Origin of the sequence: Pseudomonas sp. (assembly GCF_032058845.1) — a bacterium.
Taxonomy (GTDB): Bacteria; Pseudomonadota; Gammaproteobacteria; order Pseudomonadales; family Pseudomonadaceae; genus Aquipseudomonas.
The window spans coordinates 7,168-24,218 of record NZ_DAMCCR010000003.1 but is presented as its reverse complement, the minus strand read 5'-3'; the positions used below and the strand labels follow the sequence as shown (position 1 = coordinate 24,218).

The 17,051-nt window shown below is 64.4% G+C and carries 14 protein-coding genes and 1 pseudogene; 8 read left to right on the top strand and 7 right to left on the bottom strand.

What is annotated here, in order from left to right:
* Positions 1-32: 32 nt before the first annotated feature.
* Entirely contained in the window at positions 33-1,808 is a 1,776-nt protein-coding gene (gcl, locus tag RT028_RS01045; protein ID WP_312931443.1) for a glyoxylate carboligase, read from the bottom strand.
* Positions 1,809-2,063: 255 nt separating this feature from the next.
* Here gcl and RT028_RS01040 point away from each other — a divergent pair, with 255 nt between their 5' ends.
* Positions 2,064-2,504 carry a heme-binding protein gene (locus tag RT028_RS01040; RefSeq protein WP_312931441.1) on the top strand — a complete coding sequence of 147 codons (441 nt, stop codon included), beginning with the start codon at positions 2,064-2,066 and terminating at the stop codon, positions 2,502-2,504.
* 720 nt (positions 2,505-3,224) lie between these two features.
* Here RT028_RS01040 and RT028_RS01035 read toward each other — a convergent pair.
* On the bottom strand, positions 3,225-3,830 hold the full coding sequence (locus RT028_RS01035; RefSeq protein ID WP_312931438.1) for a TetR/AcrR family transcriptional regulator: 606 nt from the start codon (positions 3,828-3,830) through the stop codon (positions 3,225-3,227).
* Between the two features lie 279 nt (positions 3,831-4,109).
* On the opposite strand from RT028_RS01035, the gene RT028_RS01030 reads away from it, so the two are divergent.
* A complete protein-coding gene (locus RT028_RS01030) occupies positions 4,110-5,030 on the top strand; it encodes a DUF808 domain-containing protein (RefSeq protein WP_312931435.1) in 921 nt (306 codons plus the stop codon).
* A 105-nt stretch (positions 5,031-5,135) separates the two neighbouring features.
* Here RT028_RS01030 and RT028_RS01025 read toward each other — a convergent pair whose 3' ends face one another.
* The 5 genes from RT028_RS01025 to puuE form a co-directional block, all read right to left on the bottom strand.
* Positions 5,136-5,918, bottom strand: a complete 783-nt coding sequence (locus RT028_RS01025) for an outer membrane protein OmpK (protein ID WP_312931433.1) — start codon at positions 5,916-5,918, stop codon at positions 5,136-5,138.
* A gap of 476 nt (positions 5,919-6,394) precedes the next feature.
* Positions 6,395-7,696 (bottom strand): urate hydroxylase PuuD, encoded by a 1,302-nt coding sequence (locus tag RT028_RS01020; RefSeq protein WP_312931431.1) that lies wholly within the window; start codon positions 7,694-7,696, stop codon positions 6,395-6,397.
* A 45-nt stretch (positions 7,697-7,741) separates the two neighbouring features.
* Complete coding sequence (locus RT028_RS01015; RefSeq protein WP_312931429.1) at positions 7,742-8,245, bottom strand: ureidoglycolate lyase; 504 nt, start codon at positions 8,243-8,245, stop codon at positions 7,742-7,744.
* Positions 8,246-8,375: 130 nt separating this feature from the next.
* Positions 8,376-8,891, bottom strand: a complete 516-nt coding sequence (uraD, locus tag RT028_RS01010; RefSeq protein ID WP_312931427.1) for a 2-oxo-4-hydroxy-4-carboxy-5-ureidoimidazoline decarboxylase — start codon at positions 8,889-8,891, stop codon at positions 8,376-8,378.
* Positions 8,888-9,817 carry an allantoinase PuuE gene (gene puuE / locus RT028_RS01005; protein ID WP_312931425.1) on the bottom strand — a complete coding sequence of 310 codons (930 nt, stop codon included), beginning with the start codon at positions 9,815-9,817 and terminating at the stop codon, positions 8,888-8,890. The genes uraD and puuE overlap by 4 nt, the downstream gene beginning before the upstream one ends.
* 378 nt (positions 9,818-10,195) lie before the next feature.
* Between puuE and uraH the strand changes: the two genes are divergently transcribed.
* The 6 genes and pseudogenes from uraH to RT028_RS00975 all read left to right on the top strand — a co-directional run.
* Positions 10,196-10,549, top strand: a complete 354-nt coding sequence (uraH, locus tag RT028_RS01000; protein WP_312931423.1) for a hydroxyisourate hydrolase — start codon at positions 10,196-10,198, stop codon at positions 10,547-10,549.
* A gap of 183 nt (positions 10,550-10,732) precedes the next feature.
* The gene (locus RT028_RS00995) at positions 10,733-11,395 is read left to right on the top strand and encodes a response regulator transcription factor (RefSeq protein ID WP_312931420.1); all 663 of its coding nucleotides are present in this window, start codon (positions 10,733-10,735) and stop codon (positions 11,393-11,395) included.
* The gene (locus RT028_RS00990) at positions 11,392-12,714 is read left to right on the top strand and encodes an ATP-binding protein (protein ID WP_312931417.1); all 1,323 of its coding nucleotides are present in this window, start codon (positions 11,392-11,394) and stop codon (positions 12,712-12,714) included. The genes RT028_RS00995 and RT028_RS00990 overlap by 4 nt, the downstream gene beginning before the upstream one ends.
* A gap of 284 nt (positions 12,715-12,998) precedes the next feature.
* Positions 12,999-14,396: an aspartate aminotransferase family protein gene (locus RT028_RS00985; RefSeq protein WP_312931415.1), complete on the top strand. Its 1,398-nt coding sequence runs from the start codon at positions 12,999-13,001 to the stop codon at positions 14,394-14,396.
* Positions 14,397-14,712: 316 nt separating this feature from the next.
* Entirely contained in the window at positions 14,713-16,362 is a 1,650-nt protein-coding gene (locus RT028_RS00980) for a cyclic peptide export ABC transporter (RefSeq protein ID WP_312931414.1), read from the top strand.
* Positions 16,363-16,799: 437 nt separating this feature from the next.
* Positions 16,800-17,051 (top strand): annotated as a pseudogene (locus tag RT028_RS00975) (alpha/beta hydrolase); the annotation flags it as partial.

Genomic DNA, 17,051 nt, shown 5'->3' with positions numbered 1-17,051 from the left:
CGCCTCATGCGAGGCGAGGGCGGGCAGGGCGTTCAGTCGAGCAGCGAGATGGCGGTCGGCGCATCGTCACCGACCAGCGCCAGGTCTTCGAATTCGTTGACCGCGTTGATCTCGGTGCCCATGGAAATGTTGGTCACGCGCTCGAGTATGATCTCGACCACCACCGGCACGCGCAGTTGCTCGGCCATGGCCTGGGCCTTGACCAGCGCCGGGCCGATCTCGGCCGGGTCGAACACGCGCAGGGCCTTGCAGCCCAGGCCTTCGACCACCGCCACGTGGTCGACACCATAGCTGCTGGCATCGCTGGCGTTGATGTTTTCGAAGGCCAGTTGCACGCAGTAGTCCATCTCGAAGCCGCGCTGGGCCTGGCGAATCAGCCCCAGGTAGGCGTTGTTCACCAGCACGTGCACATAGGGCAGGTTGAACTGCGCGCCGACCGCCAGTTCCTCGATCATGAACTGGAAGTCGTAGTCGCCTGACAGCGCCACCACCTTGCGCGACGGGTCCGCCTTGACCACCCCGAGTGCCGCGGGAATGGTCCAACCCAAGGGGCCTGCCTGACCGCAGTTGATCCAGTGCCGCGGTTTGTAGACGTGCAAAAACTGCGCGCCGGCGATCTGCGACAGACCGATGGTGCTGACGTAGCAGGTGTCCTTGCCGAACACCCTGTTCATTTCCTGATACACGCGCTGTGGCTTGACCGGCACGTTGTCGAAGTGGGTCTTGCGGTGCAGGGTGGCCTTGCGCTGCTGGCATTCGGCGACCCAGGCGCTGCGGTCCTTGAGCTTGCCCGCAGCCTTCCATTCACGGGCCACTTCGATAAAGCGGTCCAGCGCGCTGCCGGCGTCAGAGACGATGCCCAGGTCCGGGGTGAACACGCGGCCGATCTGCGTAGGCTCGATGTCCACGTGAATGAACCGGCGGCCTTCGGTGTACACGTCCACAGAGCCCGTGTGGCGGTTGGCCCAGCGGTTGCCGATGCCCAGCACCAGGTCGGAAGCGAGCAGCGTGGCGTTGCCATAGCGGTGCGAGGTCTGCAGGCCAACCATGCCGACCATCAGCGGGTGATCGTCGGGCAGTGTGCCCCAACCCATCAGGGTCGGGATCACCGGCACGCCGATCAGCTCGGCGAAGGTCACCAGCCGCTCGCTGGCATCGGCATTGATGATGCCGCCGCCGGCCACCAGCAACGGGCGCTCGGCGTCATTGAGCAGGGCCAGGGCTTTTTCCACCTGCACCCGCGTTGCCGCAGGCTTGTGCACTGGCAGCGGCTCGTAGGCCTCGATGTCGAACTCGATCTCGGCCATCTGCACATCGAACGGCAGGTCGATCAGCACCGGGCCTGGGCGGCCACTGCGCATTTCGAAGAAGGCTTTCTGGAACGCGTAGGGCACCTGGCCGGGTTCCAGCACAGTAGTTGCCCACTTGGTCACCGGTTTGACGATGCTGGTGATGTCGACGGCCTGGAAGTCTTCCTTGTGCAGTCGCGCACGCGGGGCCTGGCCGGTGATGCACAGAATCGGGATGGAGTCGGCTGAGGCACTGTACAGACCGGTGACCATGTCGGTGCCGGCAGGCCCGGAGGTGCCAATGCACACGCCGATGTTGCCGGGGTTGGTACGGGTGTAGCCCTCGGCCATGTGCGAGGCACCTTCGACATGGCGGGCGAGGACGTGATCGATGCCACCGACTTTCTTCAACGCCGAATACAGCGGGTTGATGGCAGCCCCTGGAATGCCGAATGCGGTCTCGACACCTTCACGGCGCATGACCAGGACGGCTGCATCGATTGCTCTCATTTTGCTCATGGGTTGTGCCTCATCGATTTTGTAATTGTATACAACTTTCGTTGCGATGAAGTGTATTCATGCTTCCCGGCAAAGGTCAATGGCTTTTCGTCTATGGGTCGGTTGCTGAATTTTGGTCGCACACAAAGGCGATTACCTGCGGTTTTAGACGATCGTTTGAAAATATTGTATACAAATAATGACCATGTTGTGTTCTATTGAGTTGGTCGGTTTTCAATCGCCCTTGGGCGTCCACAACAATAAGAGGACCTCGCCATGACCCCCTTGACCCTCAACGCTGCCGTCAGCCTGGTGACCGCGGCCCTGGCCGCAGGCCGCGCCATAGACGCCGCGCCGCTGACCGTCGCGATCCTCGATGCAGGGGGGCATCTGCTCACGTTGCAGCGTGAAGATGGTGCCAGCCTGATCCGGCCGGAGATCGCCATCGGCAAGGCCTGGGGCGCCGTCGCCCTGGGCAAGGGATCGCGTTTGCTGGCGCTCGATGCCCAGCAACGCCCTACCTTCTTCGCCGCCCTCAACGGCCTCGGCGAACGCCCGGTCGTGCCGGTCCCCGGCGGAGTGCTGATCCGCGACGCCGACGGCAAGGTGCTCGGCGCGGTGGGCATCAGCGGCGACACCTCGGACATCGATGAACAGTGCGCGATCAGCGCGATAGAAGCCGTGGGGTTGAAGGCGGATGCGGGGGTGGTGGTTTGAACAGACAGGGGTAGGTGGAAGCGAGGGTATGTGCGCCGTCTATCGCGACTAACCGGAGCGCCGGACCGGCCCTACAAGGGCTGTATGGGCGCCGATTGGATGCTGCGGACGAGCTTCAACTGCTGATGGGTGGTGGCTGAATCAGGCCGGCTTTGCCGGCCATCGCGGCTGAAGCCGCTCCTACGGGGGTGGCGGCGGTGGATCAGGACGCTGCGTCTTGGGTATTGAAACTTTGGGAACTGGCCTGTTTGTCAGCACTGCTGCGCCGTTGCCGTTGCCCTTCCTACCCCTCCAGCCCAGACAACCCAAATCGCGACTTCAGCCGGCCGAAGTGCAGGGGCTTGAAGGGGCCGGCGCGCAGCGCCGCTGAGGCGCAGCCGAAGTCGCGAGATGTAGGTTTGCGCAGCAAACCGTAGGCCGCGCAGCCCCGTAAAGCCCCGGAACGCAGGGCACCCGCAGCGAAGCGAAGGGCCGGCTGGTGGAGCCCAGGCGTTTTTGCCTACTTTTGCCCCGGGCGGGCAGCCGCCGCAAAAGTAGGTCGCCGTAAAGGCGAAAGGCTGACCATCAACCACCTCCGACCTGGCATGAGCAACAAAACCAGAGTCCCACCCCAGCGCCGCAAAAGGACGTCGCCGTAAAGGCGAAAAGCTGACCATCAGCCCCCGCGAACCTGTCATGAAACCACCAAAACCAAAGCCCACATCGCCGAAACCCAAACCTTTAATCCGGCTCACACCCCTTCAACACCAACCGAATAATCGTAAGCGCCGCCGCCTCATAATCCTCATCCGCCAACGAATCCTTCCCCGTCACCGCCGAAATCTGCCAATCGAAATCCGCATACGTCTGCGTCGCCGCCCAGATACTGAACATCAGATGATGCGGATCGACCGGCGCAATCTGCCCCCGCTCGATCCACTGCTGGATACACGCAATGTTATGCCGCGCCTGCGCATTCAACTGCTCCACCTGCGCCGCCGACAAATGCGGCGCACCATGCATGATCTCGCTGGCGAATACCTTCGACGCGTGGGGCAGATCCCGGGAAATACGGATCTTCGAGCGGATGTACCCACTGAGCACCTCCCGCGGATCACCCTCTGCATTGAACGGCGTGGAAGCCTGCATGATCGGCGTGATGATGCTTTCCAGCACCTCGCGGTACAGGTTGTCCTTGGACTTGAAGTAGTAGTAGACGTTGGGTTTGGGCAGGCCCGCCTTGGCGGCGATGTCGCTGGTCTTGGTGGCGGCGAAGCCCTTGTCGGCGAATTCCTCGCTGGCCGCGCGCAGGATCAGCGTCTTGTTGCGCTCACGAATGCTGCTCATGGTCCGGACACTTCCTCTATCGGCCTGCCTCAGGAGGGGCGGGATGGTAGCACCGTGCCCGAACGCCGCTCAAGGCAACGCCCCGCACGCTGTGCTCGGTGACGGGCCACGCGCCTGAGGGCGCGCCGGGTGCGCTGCCATGCCGTCAGCAGAACTCCTTCGGGCTCGCCCGGTCTCTATGCCATTCCCCTGCCGCCCGGCGCTCGACCTCTCGAGCACGCGGGTCGGCCAAGGTGCCCCGCGCACCGAATCGCCTCAATTGACCCAGGATGACTCTAAATGGCTGGCAGCAGTTTCTTCGCACTGTTGGACGATATCGCGGCACTGCTCGATGACATTTCCCTGATGAGCAAGGTGGCGGCGAAAAAGACCGCCAGTGTGCTCAGCGACGACCTGGCAGTAAACGCCGAACAGGTTACCGGCATGCGCGCCGACCGGGAGCTGCCGGTGGTGTGGGCGGTGTTCAAGGGCTCGCTGTTGAACAAGGCGATCCTGGTGCCCTGTGCCCTGTTGCTCAGCGCTTTTCTGCCGTGGGCGGTGAAGTGGCTGCTGATGGCCGGCGGCATCTACCTCTGCTACGAGGGCTACGAGGCCATCAAGGAAAAACTCCAGCGCGGTGGTGCCGAGGCCGAGGCCGAGGAAGCCAAGGCCATGCCCAAAAGCAAGGAAGCGCTGGCGGCTTACGAAAAGCGCAAGATCAAAGGCGCAGTTCGCACCGACTTCATCCTCAGCGCCGAAATCACCGTGATCACCTTGAACGTGGTCTCGGCAGCGCCACTGATGCAGCAGATCGTGACGCTGATCGTGATCTCCATCGCCATGACCGTGGGCGTGTACGGGGCAGTCGCAGGCATCGTCAGGATGGACGACGTCGGCTTTGCGTTGCTCAAGTCCAAGTCCACCGGCGCACTGGGCACGGTGCTGAAGAAGATCGGAGGCGCGCTGGTGGCCTCGGCACCCGTGCTGATGAAGGCACTGTCGTGGATCGGCACGGTGGCGATGTTCCTGGTCGGCGGCACGTTCGTGGCCGAAGGCATTCACCCCATCGAGCATTTCCTTGAAACGCTGGTGAGCGACCTGGGCGGCTGGGGCGTGGTGGTGAAGATGGCCGCGTACGGCGTGGTGGGCGCCATCGCCGGCATGCTCGCCGCCCTGGTGGTGGGCGGCGTCAGCAAGACCGTGGCGGCCACCCGGGCTTGATCACCGCAGGTGTGGGCCCGCACCGCTGCGCAACGGCAGCGGCCTGGCCCTGCTGCGCATGGCGCACCTGCTCGCTGCTCGAGCGGCGGCAGGCGCGCAAGCGCCTCAGAAGTGCACTTTCACCAGCAGGCTCGCGGTGTTCTGGTCGGTGGTGAAGCCGTCGGAATCCTTGATGCCGTACTTGTTCTTCCAGTAGTCGTACTCGATACCCACGTACAGCTGCTTCTCGCCCCACTTCAACGCCTTGCCCAGGTCGTACTTGATCTGTGGGTTGAAGTGCAGGTTGGCGTGGTAGGTGCCGCGGCGGTTCTCGTCGTTGTCCACGACCCAGTCCATGTAGCCGTCGAACAGCACGTTCGAGGAGCCCACCGGCAGCGTGTAGGCCCACACCGGCGTGATCTGCCAGACATCATCACCCGGGCGGCTGCCGTCGGTGGTGCGCTTGTAGAAGTTGAGCTGGAAGTAGTCGAAGCCCGGTACTGCCAGGTCGAAGCCTGGGCCGATCAGGTACGACTCGTTGTCGCCCTCGCCGAACTCGTAGGTCATCGCCAGGAGCACGTCCTTGATCGGGCCGAACGACAGGTCCTGGTCGAAGATCTTGCCGAACGACAGGCGTGGGGTGAATTCGCCGTAATAGGTGTTGCGGCCTACGTTGGAGTCCTTCTTGCCCTGGTAGAGGATGCGGTCGACGAACAGGAAGTTGTCGCCGTACTTCCAGCCGTCGGCGTGCTCGAAGGTAAAGGTCTGTTGAATCTCCGGGTTGACCTTGAAGTTCTTGCCCCACAGATACGTGAGGCTGTTGCTTTGCCATTGCAGCAGGTCACCGGCAACGCTGGCGCCGCAGGTCAGCAGGCCGCCGGCAAGGATCAGGCTGTTGAGGGTACGCATGTGGATCTCGCTCCTTTGTGTCGGGTATCGGCACTCGAGGTGGCGCCGTTTTTTTGTCTTTCGAGTCAATTTCTGCGCCCAGCCCGCAGCTCATCGCCCGCGTGGGCTCACCGGGTCAGGGTGAGTCGGCGCGCGCTGCTCGATGCCATCTGGCACGGATGAAAGGGGCGGGGCGTACAGCCGGTCCGCTCGCTCAGTGGCCCGCCCTACAGGCGAAACACTGCGGCGACCGCGGGCGGCGTCCTTGCCGTCCTGTTCGAGGGGCGCGCAGATTACTGACTTGCGCGTAGGCCCTCAAGCGCTCTGTCCTGGGGCGCTGGGTCGCACGATTGATCGTTCGGTCAGGTTGTCATCGCGGCTGACCCGCCAGGCCGTCGTGAATGGCGCACCGGGCGGCACACCCTGTGCCTGCTGGCAGGCGCCGGAGATGTGCCGCGGACTCGACGCGCACCGCGACGCCATGGCCTGTGCCGGTGTCAGTTGACCGGCGCACCCTTGGCGATCCAGTCGCCAACCAGCTTGCGTTCCTCGGCGGTCATCTGGGTGATGTTGCCCAGCGGCATGATCTGGCTGGCCACGGCCTGAGCCTGGATGCGCGCCGCCTGGGTGTGCATCTGCTGCGGCGTGTCGAACAGCACCCCGGCCGGGGCGGTGCTGAACAGCGGGCTGGTGGGTGTCGAGGAATGGCACACCGTGCAGCGCTGCTGGATCACGTCATGCACCTGGGCGAAGGCGTCGCCACTGCCGTTGGCAGGTGCCTGGGCAGGGGCCGCTGCGGCCTGAGCGGCCTGTTCTTCGCGGCGCTCTGCGGCGGTCTTGCCGCCCACCGCCGTGGCGGGCAACGGCTGATACTGCACGGCCGCCTGCTCAGGGCTGGTCGGCAGCGGTTTCGGCGCTGTGACATAGGCCAGGCAGATCATCGCCAGGGCGCCGGCAGGCAGGGTCCAGGCGTACTTGTGGCTGTCGTGGCGGGTGTTGAAGTAGTGACGGATCAGCACCGCCGCCACCGCAATCCCGGCCAGGATCAGCCAGTTGTACTGGCTGCCGTAAGTGCTCGGAAAGTGGTTGCTGATCATGATGAACAGCACCGGCAGGGTGAAGTAGTTGTTGTGCCGCGAGCGCAGCAGACCCTTGGCCGGGAGCGAGGGGTCCGGGGTGCGGTTCTGCGCGATGGCCGCGACCAGCTGACGCTGCGCCGGCATGATGATGCGGAACACGTTGCCGACCATGATGGTGCCCATGATCGCACCGGTGTGCAGGTAAGCGCCGCGGCCGCTGAACACCAGGCTGAAGCCCCAGCAGGCGGCGATGATCAGCACGAACAGCACACCGCCGAGCAGCATCGGCCGTTTACCGAGCGGCGAATCGCACAGCAGGTCGTAGATGAACCAGCCGGCGACCAGCGAGCCGACACCGATGGCCACGCCTTCAGCGCCTGACAGCGTGCTGCCCGGTGCCAGCAGGTACAAGGTCGGGTTCCAGTAGAACACCACGCACAGCAGCGCGATGCCCGACATCCAGGTGAAGTACGCCTCCCATTTGAACCAGTGCAGGTTGTCAGGCATCTTCGGTGGGGCGAGCTTGTATTTCTCCAGGTGGTAGATGCCACCCCCGTGAATCGCCCACAGATCACCCGACAGCCCCTCGCGGGGTGTACGCCGATCCAGGTTGTTTTCCAGCCAGACGAAATAGAACGACGCGCCGATCCAGGCGACACCCGTGATCATGTGAACCCAGCGAACGCTCAGGTTCAGCCACTCGTGAAGGTGTGCTTCCACAGTTGGTACCTTTCGCCGGTCACCGCGCTGATGACCGACCCTTTCTTATTGGTGGGGACTGAGGACCATCAATTGCTCCTCGGTGAAGTAATGCTCATCGCAGTTGTTGCCTTCACCACTGCGATCAACCACCAGGAAGTCATCCCGCTTTTCGATCGTCAGCACCGGGTGGTGCCAGACGCCGCGATGGTAATTGATGCCCTGCCTGCCATTGGTTAGGAAGGCGCGGACCAGACCTGATACCGGTACATCGCCAAGTGGCGCGACCACGATCAGAAAAGGGTTGCCGAGCAGCGGAATGAAAGCCTGGCTGCCCCGCGGATGGCGTTCGAGCATGCGAATCGTCAGCGGCATTTCCAGCGATTCGGCGCGGAAGATGCTGATGATTGCCTTGTCGCCCAGCTCGGCGGTGTCGACCTCGGCGAGCTTGTGGAAGCGCATGGTCGAGCCGTTGTTGATCATGAAGTGGTCGCTGCCATCGGTCTGGATCACATCACCGAAAGGGGCGAAGGCTTCTTTGGTCAGGGGCTCGATCATCAAGGTGCGCATGGTGTCGTTCTCTTTGTCTTGTGAAGTGCAGAAGGTCTGCATCATGGGTCTGCGGCGCGGCGGACGGTTCACGCGTCGTGCCTCAGGGGTGTTTCACGGGTCAGGCGTGCAAGGTATGCCCTTGCACGTTCTACAGCTGCGACAGGCGCAGCAGGGCAATGCGGTTGATCTGCATCAGCGCCTGCTTGAACTCGGTAGCGAGGTCGTTGTGCAGGCGCGCCTCGAAGGCGGCGAGGATCTGGTGCCGGTTGCTGCCCCTGACCGCCATGATGAACGGGAAGTGGAAGCGGGCCTTGTACGCGGTGTTCAGCGCTGTGAAACGGGCGAACTCTTCAGCGCTGCACTGGCTGATGCCGGCGCCGGCCTGCTCGGCGGTGCTCGAAGCGGTCAGCTCACCTTGTACGGCGGCCTTGCCGGCGAGGTCAGGGTGCGCGTTGATCAGCGCCAGCTGCTCGGCGTGGCTGGCGCTGAGCAACACCTCGCTCATGCGCTGGTGCAGGGCGTCGATGTCGTCGAGTTCGCTGACCCGGCCCTGATCGAAGGCGCGCTGGGCCACCCACGGGGAGTGTTCATAGATATCGGCGAACGCGGCAATGAACGCTTCACGGTTCAGCGTCGACGGGGTCAGTGTCTGGAAGGCGCTCATCGGACGGTCTCTTTCACGTAGGGGTGAGTGGCGTGCCAGTGCCGGGCGATGTCTGCACGGCGGGCGAACCAGACGTGCTCGTGGCTCTTGGCGTACTCGACGAAGCGCTTGAGTGCGGCCAGCCGTGCCGGGCGGCCGACCAGGCGGCAATGCAGGCCGATGGAGAGCATTTTCGGCGCCTCGCTGCCCTCTTCGTAGAGCACGTCGAACGCATCCTTGAGGTACTGATAGAACTGCTCGCCGCAGTTGAAGCCCTGCACCTGGGTGAAGCGCATGTCGTTGGTGTCGAGGGTGTAGGGGATCACCAGGTGCGGCTTGTCGGTGGGGTTGTTGCGTTCCCAGTAGGGCAGGTCGTCGTCGTAGGTGTCGCTGTCGTACAGGAAGCCGCCTTCCTCCATCACCAGGCGCCGGGTGTTGGGGCTGGTGCGGCCGGTGTACCAGCCGACCGGGCGCTCGCCGGTCAGTTCGGTGAGGATGCGGATGGCTTCGAGCATGTGCTCGCGTTCCTGCGCCTCGTCCATGTTCTGGTAGTCGATCCAGCGGTAACCGTGGCTGCAGATTTCATGGCCGGCCTGGGCCATGGCACGGATCACGTCGGGGTGGCGCTGGGCGGCCATGGCCACGGCGAACACGGTCAGCGGCACGCCGGTATCCTTGAACAGCTTGAGCAGGCGCCATACCCCGGCGCGGCTGCCGTATTCGTACAGCGATTCCATGCTCTGGTTGCGTTGGCCCTGCAGCGGCTGCGCGGCAACCATCTCCGAGAGAAACGACTCCGACTCCTTGTCGCCGTGAAGGATGTTGCGCTCACCGCCTTCTTCGTAATTGAGCACGAAGGACAACGCGATGCGGGCATTGCCCGGCCAGTGCGGGTGCGGAGGGTTGTTGCCGTAGCCAATCAGGTCGCGTGGGTAGTCAGCGCTCACTGCAGTCTTCCTTCTTGTTCGTTGAGTGCAGGGGTGGGGCGGAGCCGCGTCGGGATGTCGCACCACCGGATCAGCTGATTGTATACAAGATTCAAAATTCTTTGTAAGTCCGTTTTTCTCCAGCCCGTGCCTTCCGTCAGCGCCAGGGCAGGCGGTATAAAACTGCCTGATCGGTCAGCTATTGTCTATAGGCAGCGCGTCGGTATTGCGCTCGAGTGTTTGCGGTGTGGCCGTTTACTGGGCGATAGCGGTACAGAAAATTGTGTACAATCTTCCAGCTCACTGCCTTAATAAATACCACTGCTTCTCGTCACAGGGCTCAGGGCCCGGCGATGGCTCCGCGTTTTTTCACCTCCACCAACAAGAGGCAACACGCCCATGGGCCGCTTGACCACACATGTACTGGACGCCGCACACGGCTGCCCCGGCAGCGCCATTACCGTCGAGCTGTACCGCGTTGACGGTCAGCACCTTGAACGGGTGTGCCGCGCCGTGACCAACAGCGACGGCCGCGTCGATGCGCCGCTGCTCGAAGGTGAGGCCTACCGCAGCGGTGTGTACCAACTGCAGTTCGCCGCCGGTGACTACTACCGTGCCCGTGGCACGCAATTGCCTGAGCAGGCGTTTCTCGATGTGGTGGTGCTGCGCTTCGGCATCGATGCCGCGCAGGAGCACTACCATGTGCCGCTGCTGATTTCGCCGTACAGCTATTCCACCTATCGCGGTAGTTGATGCGTGCTGCGACAGTGCACTTGCTAGGGATCTGCCCGCGCACATGGCGGGCTTTTTCATGCCTGTCGCAGAGGGGGGCAAAGGCATCGGTCAGAGCACGCGCGCAGCACCGGCTGCCGGGGGCATAATTCCCCCTTAATCCTGCTTCGGTGCAATGCCACCCCCTTCCCTGGAAACCCCACCATGCACGTACTGCTCTGCGAGGACGACGACCTGATCGCCAGCGGCATCTGCGCCGGCCTTGCCGCGCAGGGCCTGACCGTGGACCGGGTGGCCACCGCTGGCGCCGCACGCCACGTGCTGCAAACGGCACGTTTCGATGTGATGGTGCTCGACCTCGGCCTGCCCGACGAAGACGGCCTGGCGTTTCTGCGCCGCCTGCGTCAGGGCGGCGAAGCCTTGCCGGTGCTGGTGCTGACGGCCCGCGATGCGGTGACCGACCGGGTCGATGGCCTGCAAGCCGGCGCCGACGACTACCTGCTCAAACCCTTCGACCTGCGTGAACTGGCGGCGCGCCTGCACACCCTGCTGCGGCGTGTGGCCGGGCGGGCGGTGAATGCCATCGAGCACGGGCCGCTGCGCTATGACCCGAGCAACTGCGAAGCCTTCCTGCATGATCAGCCCGTTGACCTGTCGCGCCGCGAGCAGGCCTTGCTCCAGGCCCTGTTGCAGAACCCCGGCCGGGTACTGTCGAGCGAGCAACTGAAAGACTGCGTCTACGGCTTCACCGACGAGGTCGAGAGCAACGCGCTGAACGTCCACATCCACCACCTGCGGCGCAAGCTCGGCAGCGGCATCGTCGAGACGGTACGCGGCCTCGGCTACCGCCTGGGGCCAGCCTCGTGAGCCTGCGCGTACGCTTGTCGTTGATTCTCGGCAGCGCCTTCGTGTTCATCTGGGCCCTGGCGGCGGCCTGGATGCTCTGCGACCTGCGCCAGCAGATGATGTTTTCCCTCGACCAGCGCCTGGTGGCTTCGGCGCGCATGGTGGCCGGGCTCATCGACCAGTTGCCCCAACCGCTGACCGCCAAGGGCCAGGACGCGCACTTTGCCGCCGACCAGCTCAGCGTGCCGGATGGCATGGCCTGCCAGGTCACCTCACTGCGCGGGGAGATCCTGGCCAGCAATCACCAGCACGACACCAGCCTGGACGAGCGCGGCAGCGGCTTTCACGACCCGGTCATCGACGGCGCCCAGTGGCGCAGCTTTACCTCCAGCCATGGCGATGTGCGGATCACCACCGCTGATCGCAACCAGGAACGCGAGGCGCTGAACCGCTCGATTCTGCTGGCTGCCTCGGCGCCGGTGCTGATGGCCTTGCTTGGCAGCCTTGGGTTGTTGTGGATCGGTCTGGGCAAGGGCCTGGCACCGCTCAACCGCATGCGCGACGCCCTGCGCCAGCGCCGCGCCGACAGCGTCGAGCCATTGCAGGTGGCGGGCCTGCCGAGCGAGTTGCAGCCGCTGCTCGACACCCAGAACCAGCTGTTCAAGCGCATCGCCCAGACGATCGAGCGCGAACGCCGTCTGACCGATGACGCCGCGCATGAACTGCGCAGCCCGCTGACGGTGATCAAGACCCACCTGCAGGTCGCCCGCATGACGGACGGCGCGGTGCGCGAGCAGGCCCTCGAGCACGCCGAGCAAGGCGCCGACCGCCTGCACCGCACGCTGGAGCAACTGCTGATGCTGGCGCGCGTGGAGGGCAGCCTGTCGTTCGACGACGGTGTGCAATGCAGCGCCGAGCAGGTGGCGCGTCAGGCCCTGCACGATGTGGGCATCGACAACGCGCAGCGTATCCGCCTGCACCTGCCCGACGAGGCCGCCCGCCTGTACCTCGGCATGCCAGCGCCCCTGGCGGTCACGGCCTTGCGTAACCTGCTCGACAACGCCCTGCGCCACGGCGGTAGCCAGGCACCCGTCGAGCTGGAGGTGCAGATGATCGACGGCGACGTCGGTTTCGTGGTCCGCGACCACGGCCCCGGCATTGCTGCCGATGACCTGCAACGGCTCACCGAGCGCTTCTGGCGCCACAGCCAGAGCGGCGGCTGCGGGCTGGGCCTGGCCATCGTCGAGGCGATTGCCCAGCGCTGCGCCGGGCGGCTGCGCTTCGACAACCTCGAAGACGGGCTGCGGGTATGGCTGCAGTTGCCGGCGCGCAGCCTCTGACTGCCTGGCAGGCGTCTGCACAATTCACGGTCAGGGCAGAATCGGTCCATGCTCGAGCCCGACCCACTGCCTGGTCGGGGGCCGGCGTCTCGACGATCTGGCAATGCCTCTCGAGAGTCGCGGTGGTTGCGGCTGTACAGCCTCTGACCGTTCGCAAGGTGTCTGAAAAATCCTGCGGCAAGCGCTAAATCCGTTCTTCAGCCAAGCGTTCTCCAAGCATTGTCCCGCGCTTGGCCGAGTACTCGGCTGGGCCCGTACCACACGCCTGCTTGTGAGGTCTTGCCATGTCCAGTGCTTCCAGTCTTGCCCAGGTTCTGCCGGCCGCCGAGCCCCAGGCCCTCTACGAATTCACCGACTCGCCGCTGTTGCTGCGTCAACAGCAACAAGAGTCGAACGCCCGCAGCTATCCACGGCGTATTCCACTGGCGCTCAAGCGTGCTCGCGGCATTTACGTCGAGGATGTCGAGGGCCGTCAGTTCCTCGACTGTCTGGCCGGGGCGGGCACGCTGGCGCTGGGCCACAATCACCCGGTGGTGATCGAGGCGATCCAGCGAGTGCTGGCCGATGAGCTGCCGCTGCACACCCTCGACCTGACCACGCCGGTCAAGGACCGCTTCGTTCAGGACCTGTTCGGCCTGCTACCCGAAGGCTTGCGTCGCGAAGCCAAGATCCAGTTCTGTGGCCCTACCGGCACCGATGCGGTCGAAGCGGCGCTCAAGCTGGTGCGCATCGCCACCGGGCGCAGCACGGTGATGTCGTTCCAGGGCGCCTACCACGGCATGTCGCAAGGTGCACTGAGCCTGATGGGCAGCCTGGGCCCGAAACAACCCCTGGGCGCGTTGCTGAACAACAACGTGCAGTTCCTGCCGTATCCCTACGACTATCGTTGTCCATTCGGGCTGGGTGGTGAAGCCGGTGTGCGGGCCAACCTGCATTACCTGGAGACCCTGTTCAGCGATCCGGAAGCCGGTGTGCAGCTGCCGGCAGCGGTGATCGTCGAAGCGGTGCAGGGTGAGGGCGGGATGATTCCGGCCGATGTGCAGTGGCTGCGCGGCGTGCGGCGGATCACCGAGCAGCATGGCGTGGCGTTGATCATCGATGAAATCCAGAGCGGTTTCGCCCGCACCGGCAAGATGTTCGCTTTTGAGCATGCGGGCATCGTGCCCGACGTGGTGACCCTGTCCAAGGCCATTGGCGGCAGCCTGCCGCTGGCGGTGGTGGTCTACCGCGACTGGCTCGACCAGTGGCGGCCAGGCGCCCATGCCGGCACCTTCCGTGGCAACCAGATGGCCATGGCGACGGGGTCAGCGGTGATGAACTACCTCGTGGAACACGATCTGGCCGCCCATGCCGAGTCCATGGGCCAACGCCTGTGCGGCCACTTGCGTCAGCTGCAGCGCGACTACCCGCAGCTGGGCGATATCCGCGGTCGCGGCCTGATGCTGGGGGTCGAACTGGTTGATCCGAGCGGCACACCCGATGCGCTCGGCCATCCGCCGGTCTGCCGGCTGCTGGCGCCCAAGGTGCAGCGCGAATGCCTGCGCCGCGGCCTGATCATCGAGCTCGGTGGCCGCCATGGCGCGGTGGTGCGCTTCCTCCCGCCCCTGATCATCACCGCCGAGCAGATCGATGAGGTGGCCGAACGCTTCGGGCATGCCCTGCGCGCGGCGTTGCTGGGGTGATTCGGTAGCGGCTGCACGTTTGACGCCAGTGGCTCACAGAGACGTGAGCGACTGTAGGAGCGACTTTAGTCGCGATGGACGGCGCAGCCGGCCCATTGCTGCAGCACCTCTCCGTCGGTAAAGCGCGATTGCAGCCATCAGGGCTGCCCTGCAGCCCATCGCGACTGAAGTCGCTCCTACACGCGATGGGCTGCCTCGCAGCCTTGGCCCGCGCGCATCGCTAAATCCATCTGCAGACCAAACGTCCTTCTACTACATGGCCGCCCGGCCACCCACCGCCCCTGGCGCCCCGCCAGCTTGCGACCGAGGTAGTTTCATGTCCGCACCACCGCGCAGCGCCTTCCACGAACTGATGACCTTGCTGCAGCCTTACCGCTGGATCGTGGTCGGGTCCATCGCGCTCGGCATCCTCGGCGGGCTGAGCATCACCGCCCTGCTGGCCACGGTGAACCAGGGCCTGCACAACGCTGACGGTCTGAGTCGCGGGGTGATCCTGGCCTTCGCCGGCCTGTGCCTGGTGGCCCTGCTCAGTGGCATCGCGGCTGACATCGGCACCAACCTGGTCGGGCAGAAGGTCATCGCTCGCCTGCGCAAGGACCTGGGCGCCAAGGTGCTGGCCGCGCCGATCGAGCAGATCGAGCGCTACCGCACCCACCGCCTGATCCCGGTGCTGACCCACGATGTGGACACCATCAGCGACTTCGCCTTCTCCTTCGCGCCGCTGGCGGTGTCATGCACCGTGGTGCTGGGCTGCCTGGGTTACCTGGCCACGCTCTCGCTGCCGATTTTCGCCATGACCGTGGTGGCCATCGGCATCGGCTCGGCGATCCAGTTCGTCGCCCGCAACCGAGGCGAGCGCGGCTTCAATGCGGCGCGCGACGCCGAAGACGACCTGCAAAAGCATTATTCGGCAATCGCCGAAGGCGCCAAGGAACTGCGCATCCACCGGCCGCGTCGGCATGCCATGTTCACCCGCAATATCCAGGGCACCGCCGACCACATCTGCAACACGCACATTCGCTCGATCAACATTTTCGTGATCGCCAAGAGCCTGGGCTCGATGCTGTTCTTCGTGGTCATTGGCCTGGCCCTGGCCATGCAGTCGCTGCTACCGGACAACGATCCTGCAGTGATCAGCGGGTTCGTGCTGGTGCTGCTGTACATGAAGGGGCCGCTGGAAAACCTGATTGGCAACCTGCCGATCGTCAGCCGTGCGCGGATTGCCTTTCGCCGTATCGCCGACCTTTCGGAGCGTTTCTCTTCCCCCGAGCCGCACCTGCTGCTGGACGATGTGCGCACGCCGCCGGTGGTACTCGAGCGCCTGGAACTACGTGATGTCGAGTACGCCTACCCGGCAGTCGAGGACAGCGCGCCGTTTCGCGTGGGGCCGGTCAACCTGAGCATTGCCCAGGGCGACATCGTGTTCATTGTCGGTGACAACGGCTCAGGCAAAACGTCGTTGATCAAGCTGCTGCTGGGGTTGTATGCGCCCAGCAAGGGCCAGGTCCGGGTCAACGGTGTAGCGGTGGATGCTGCCGGTCTGGATGACTACCGGCAGATGTTCACCACGATCTTTGCCGACTACTTCCTGTTCGATGACCTGATGCACACCGACAAAGCCGTGCCGGCAGAAGCCACGCGCTACCTGGAGCGCCTGGAGATCGCCCACAAGGTCAGCGTGCGCGATGGTGCGTTCACCACCCTTGACCTGTCGACCGGGCAGCGCAAGCGCCTGGCCCTGGTCAACGCCTGGCTCGACGAGCGCCCGGTGCTGGTGTTCGACGAATGGGCCGCAGACCAGGACCCGGCATTCCGGCGGATTTTCTACACCGAACTGCTGCCCGAGCTCAAACGCCTGGGCAAGACCTTGATCGTGATTTCCCATGATGATCGTTATTTCGACGTGGCAGATCACCTGGTGCGGCTGGAGGCCGGGCGGGTGGTGTGTGAGCCGGCGCTGGCCTGACCTGGCGCTGACTGAACCCACATTGGCTACAACCGAGGACGGTTTGAAACGAAGTTGTTCCGGACGGGCGCTGACGTGACCTGGTACTGGCCGAGTCAGCACTGCCCGGGATCGAGGACGGCTTGAACCCGGGTTGATGCGAAAGGCCCCTGACCTGCGGCTGACTGAACCCGCATTGGCTACAACCGAGGACGGTTTGAAACGAAGTTGTTCCGGACGGGCGCTGACGTGACCTGGTACTGGCCGAGCCAGCACTGCCCGGGACCAAGGACGGTTTGAACCCGCATCGCTCGCAATCAGGCACGGTTTCACCCAGGTTGTTCCTAACGTTCGCTGGCCACAGCCAACGCCCGTAGCGACCAGGGGCCCGGCAGCCGCACCGGACCTGCCCACGCTCACATTCCACTGCACCTGATGCTTACCAAGAGGACACCGCAATGCCGCTGGACCCTGACCTGGAAGGTTTTCTCGAACTGGCCGAACTGGGCCGCCTGAGCGGCAAGCAGCAACCCCTGCACGCCCTGAGCGTGGCGCAGGCCCGGGCGGCCTTTGCCGCCAGCTCAGCGGTGCTCGATCCCTCGCCGCCGGGCGCGGTGCAGGCCAGCACGCACGCGATCGAAAGCCGCGATGGAGCGCTTCTGCACGCACGCCTGTACCAGCCAGCCGGCACCACCGAGCCGCTGCCATGC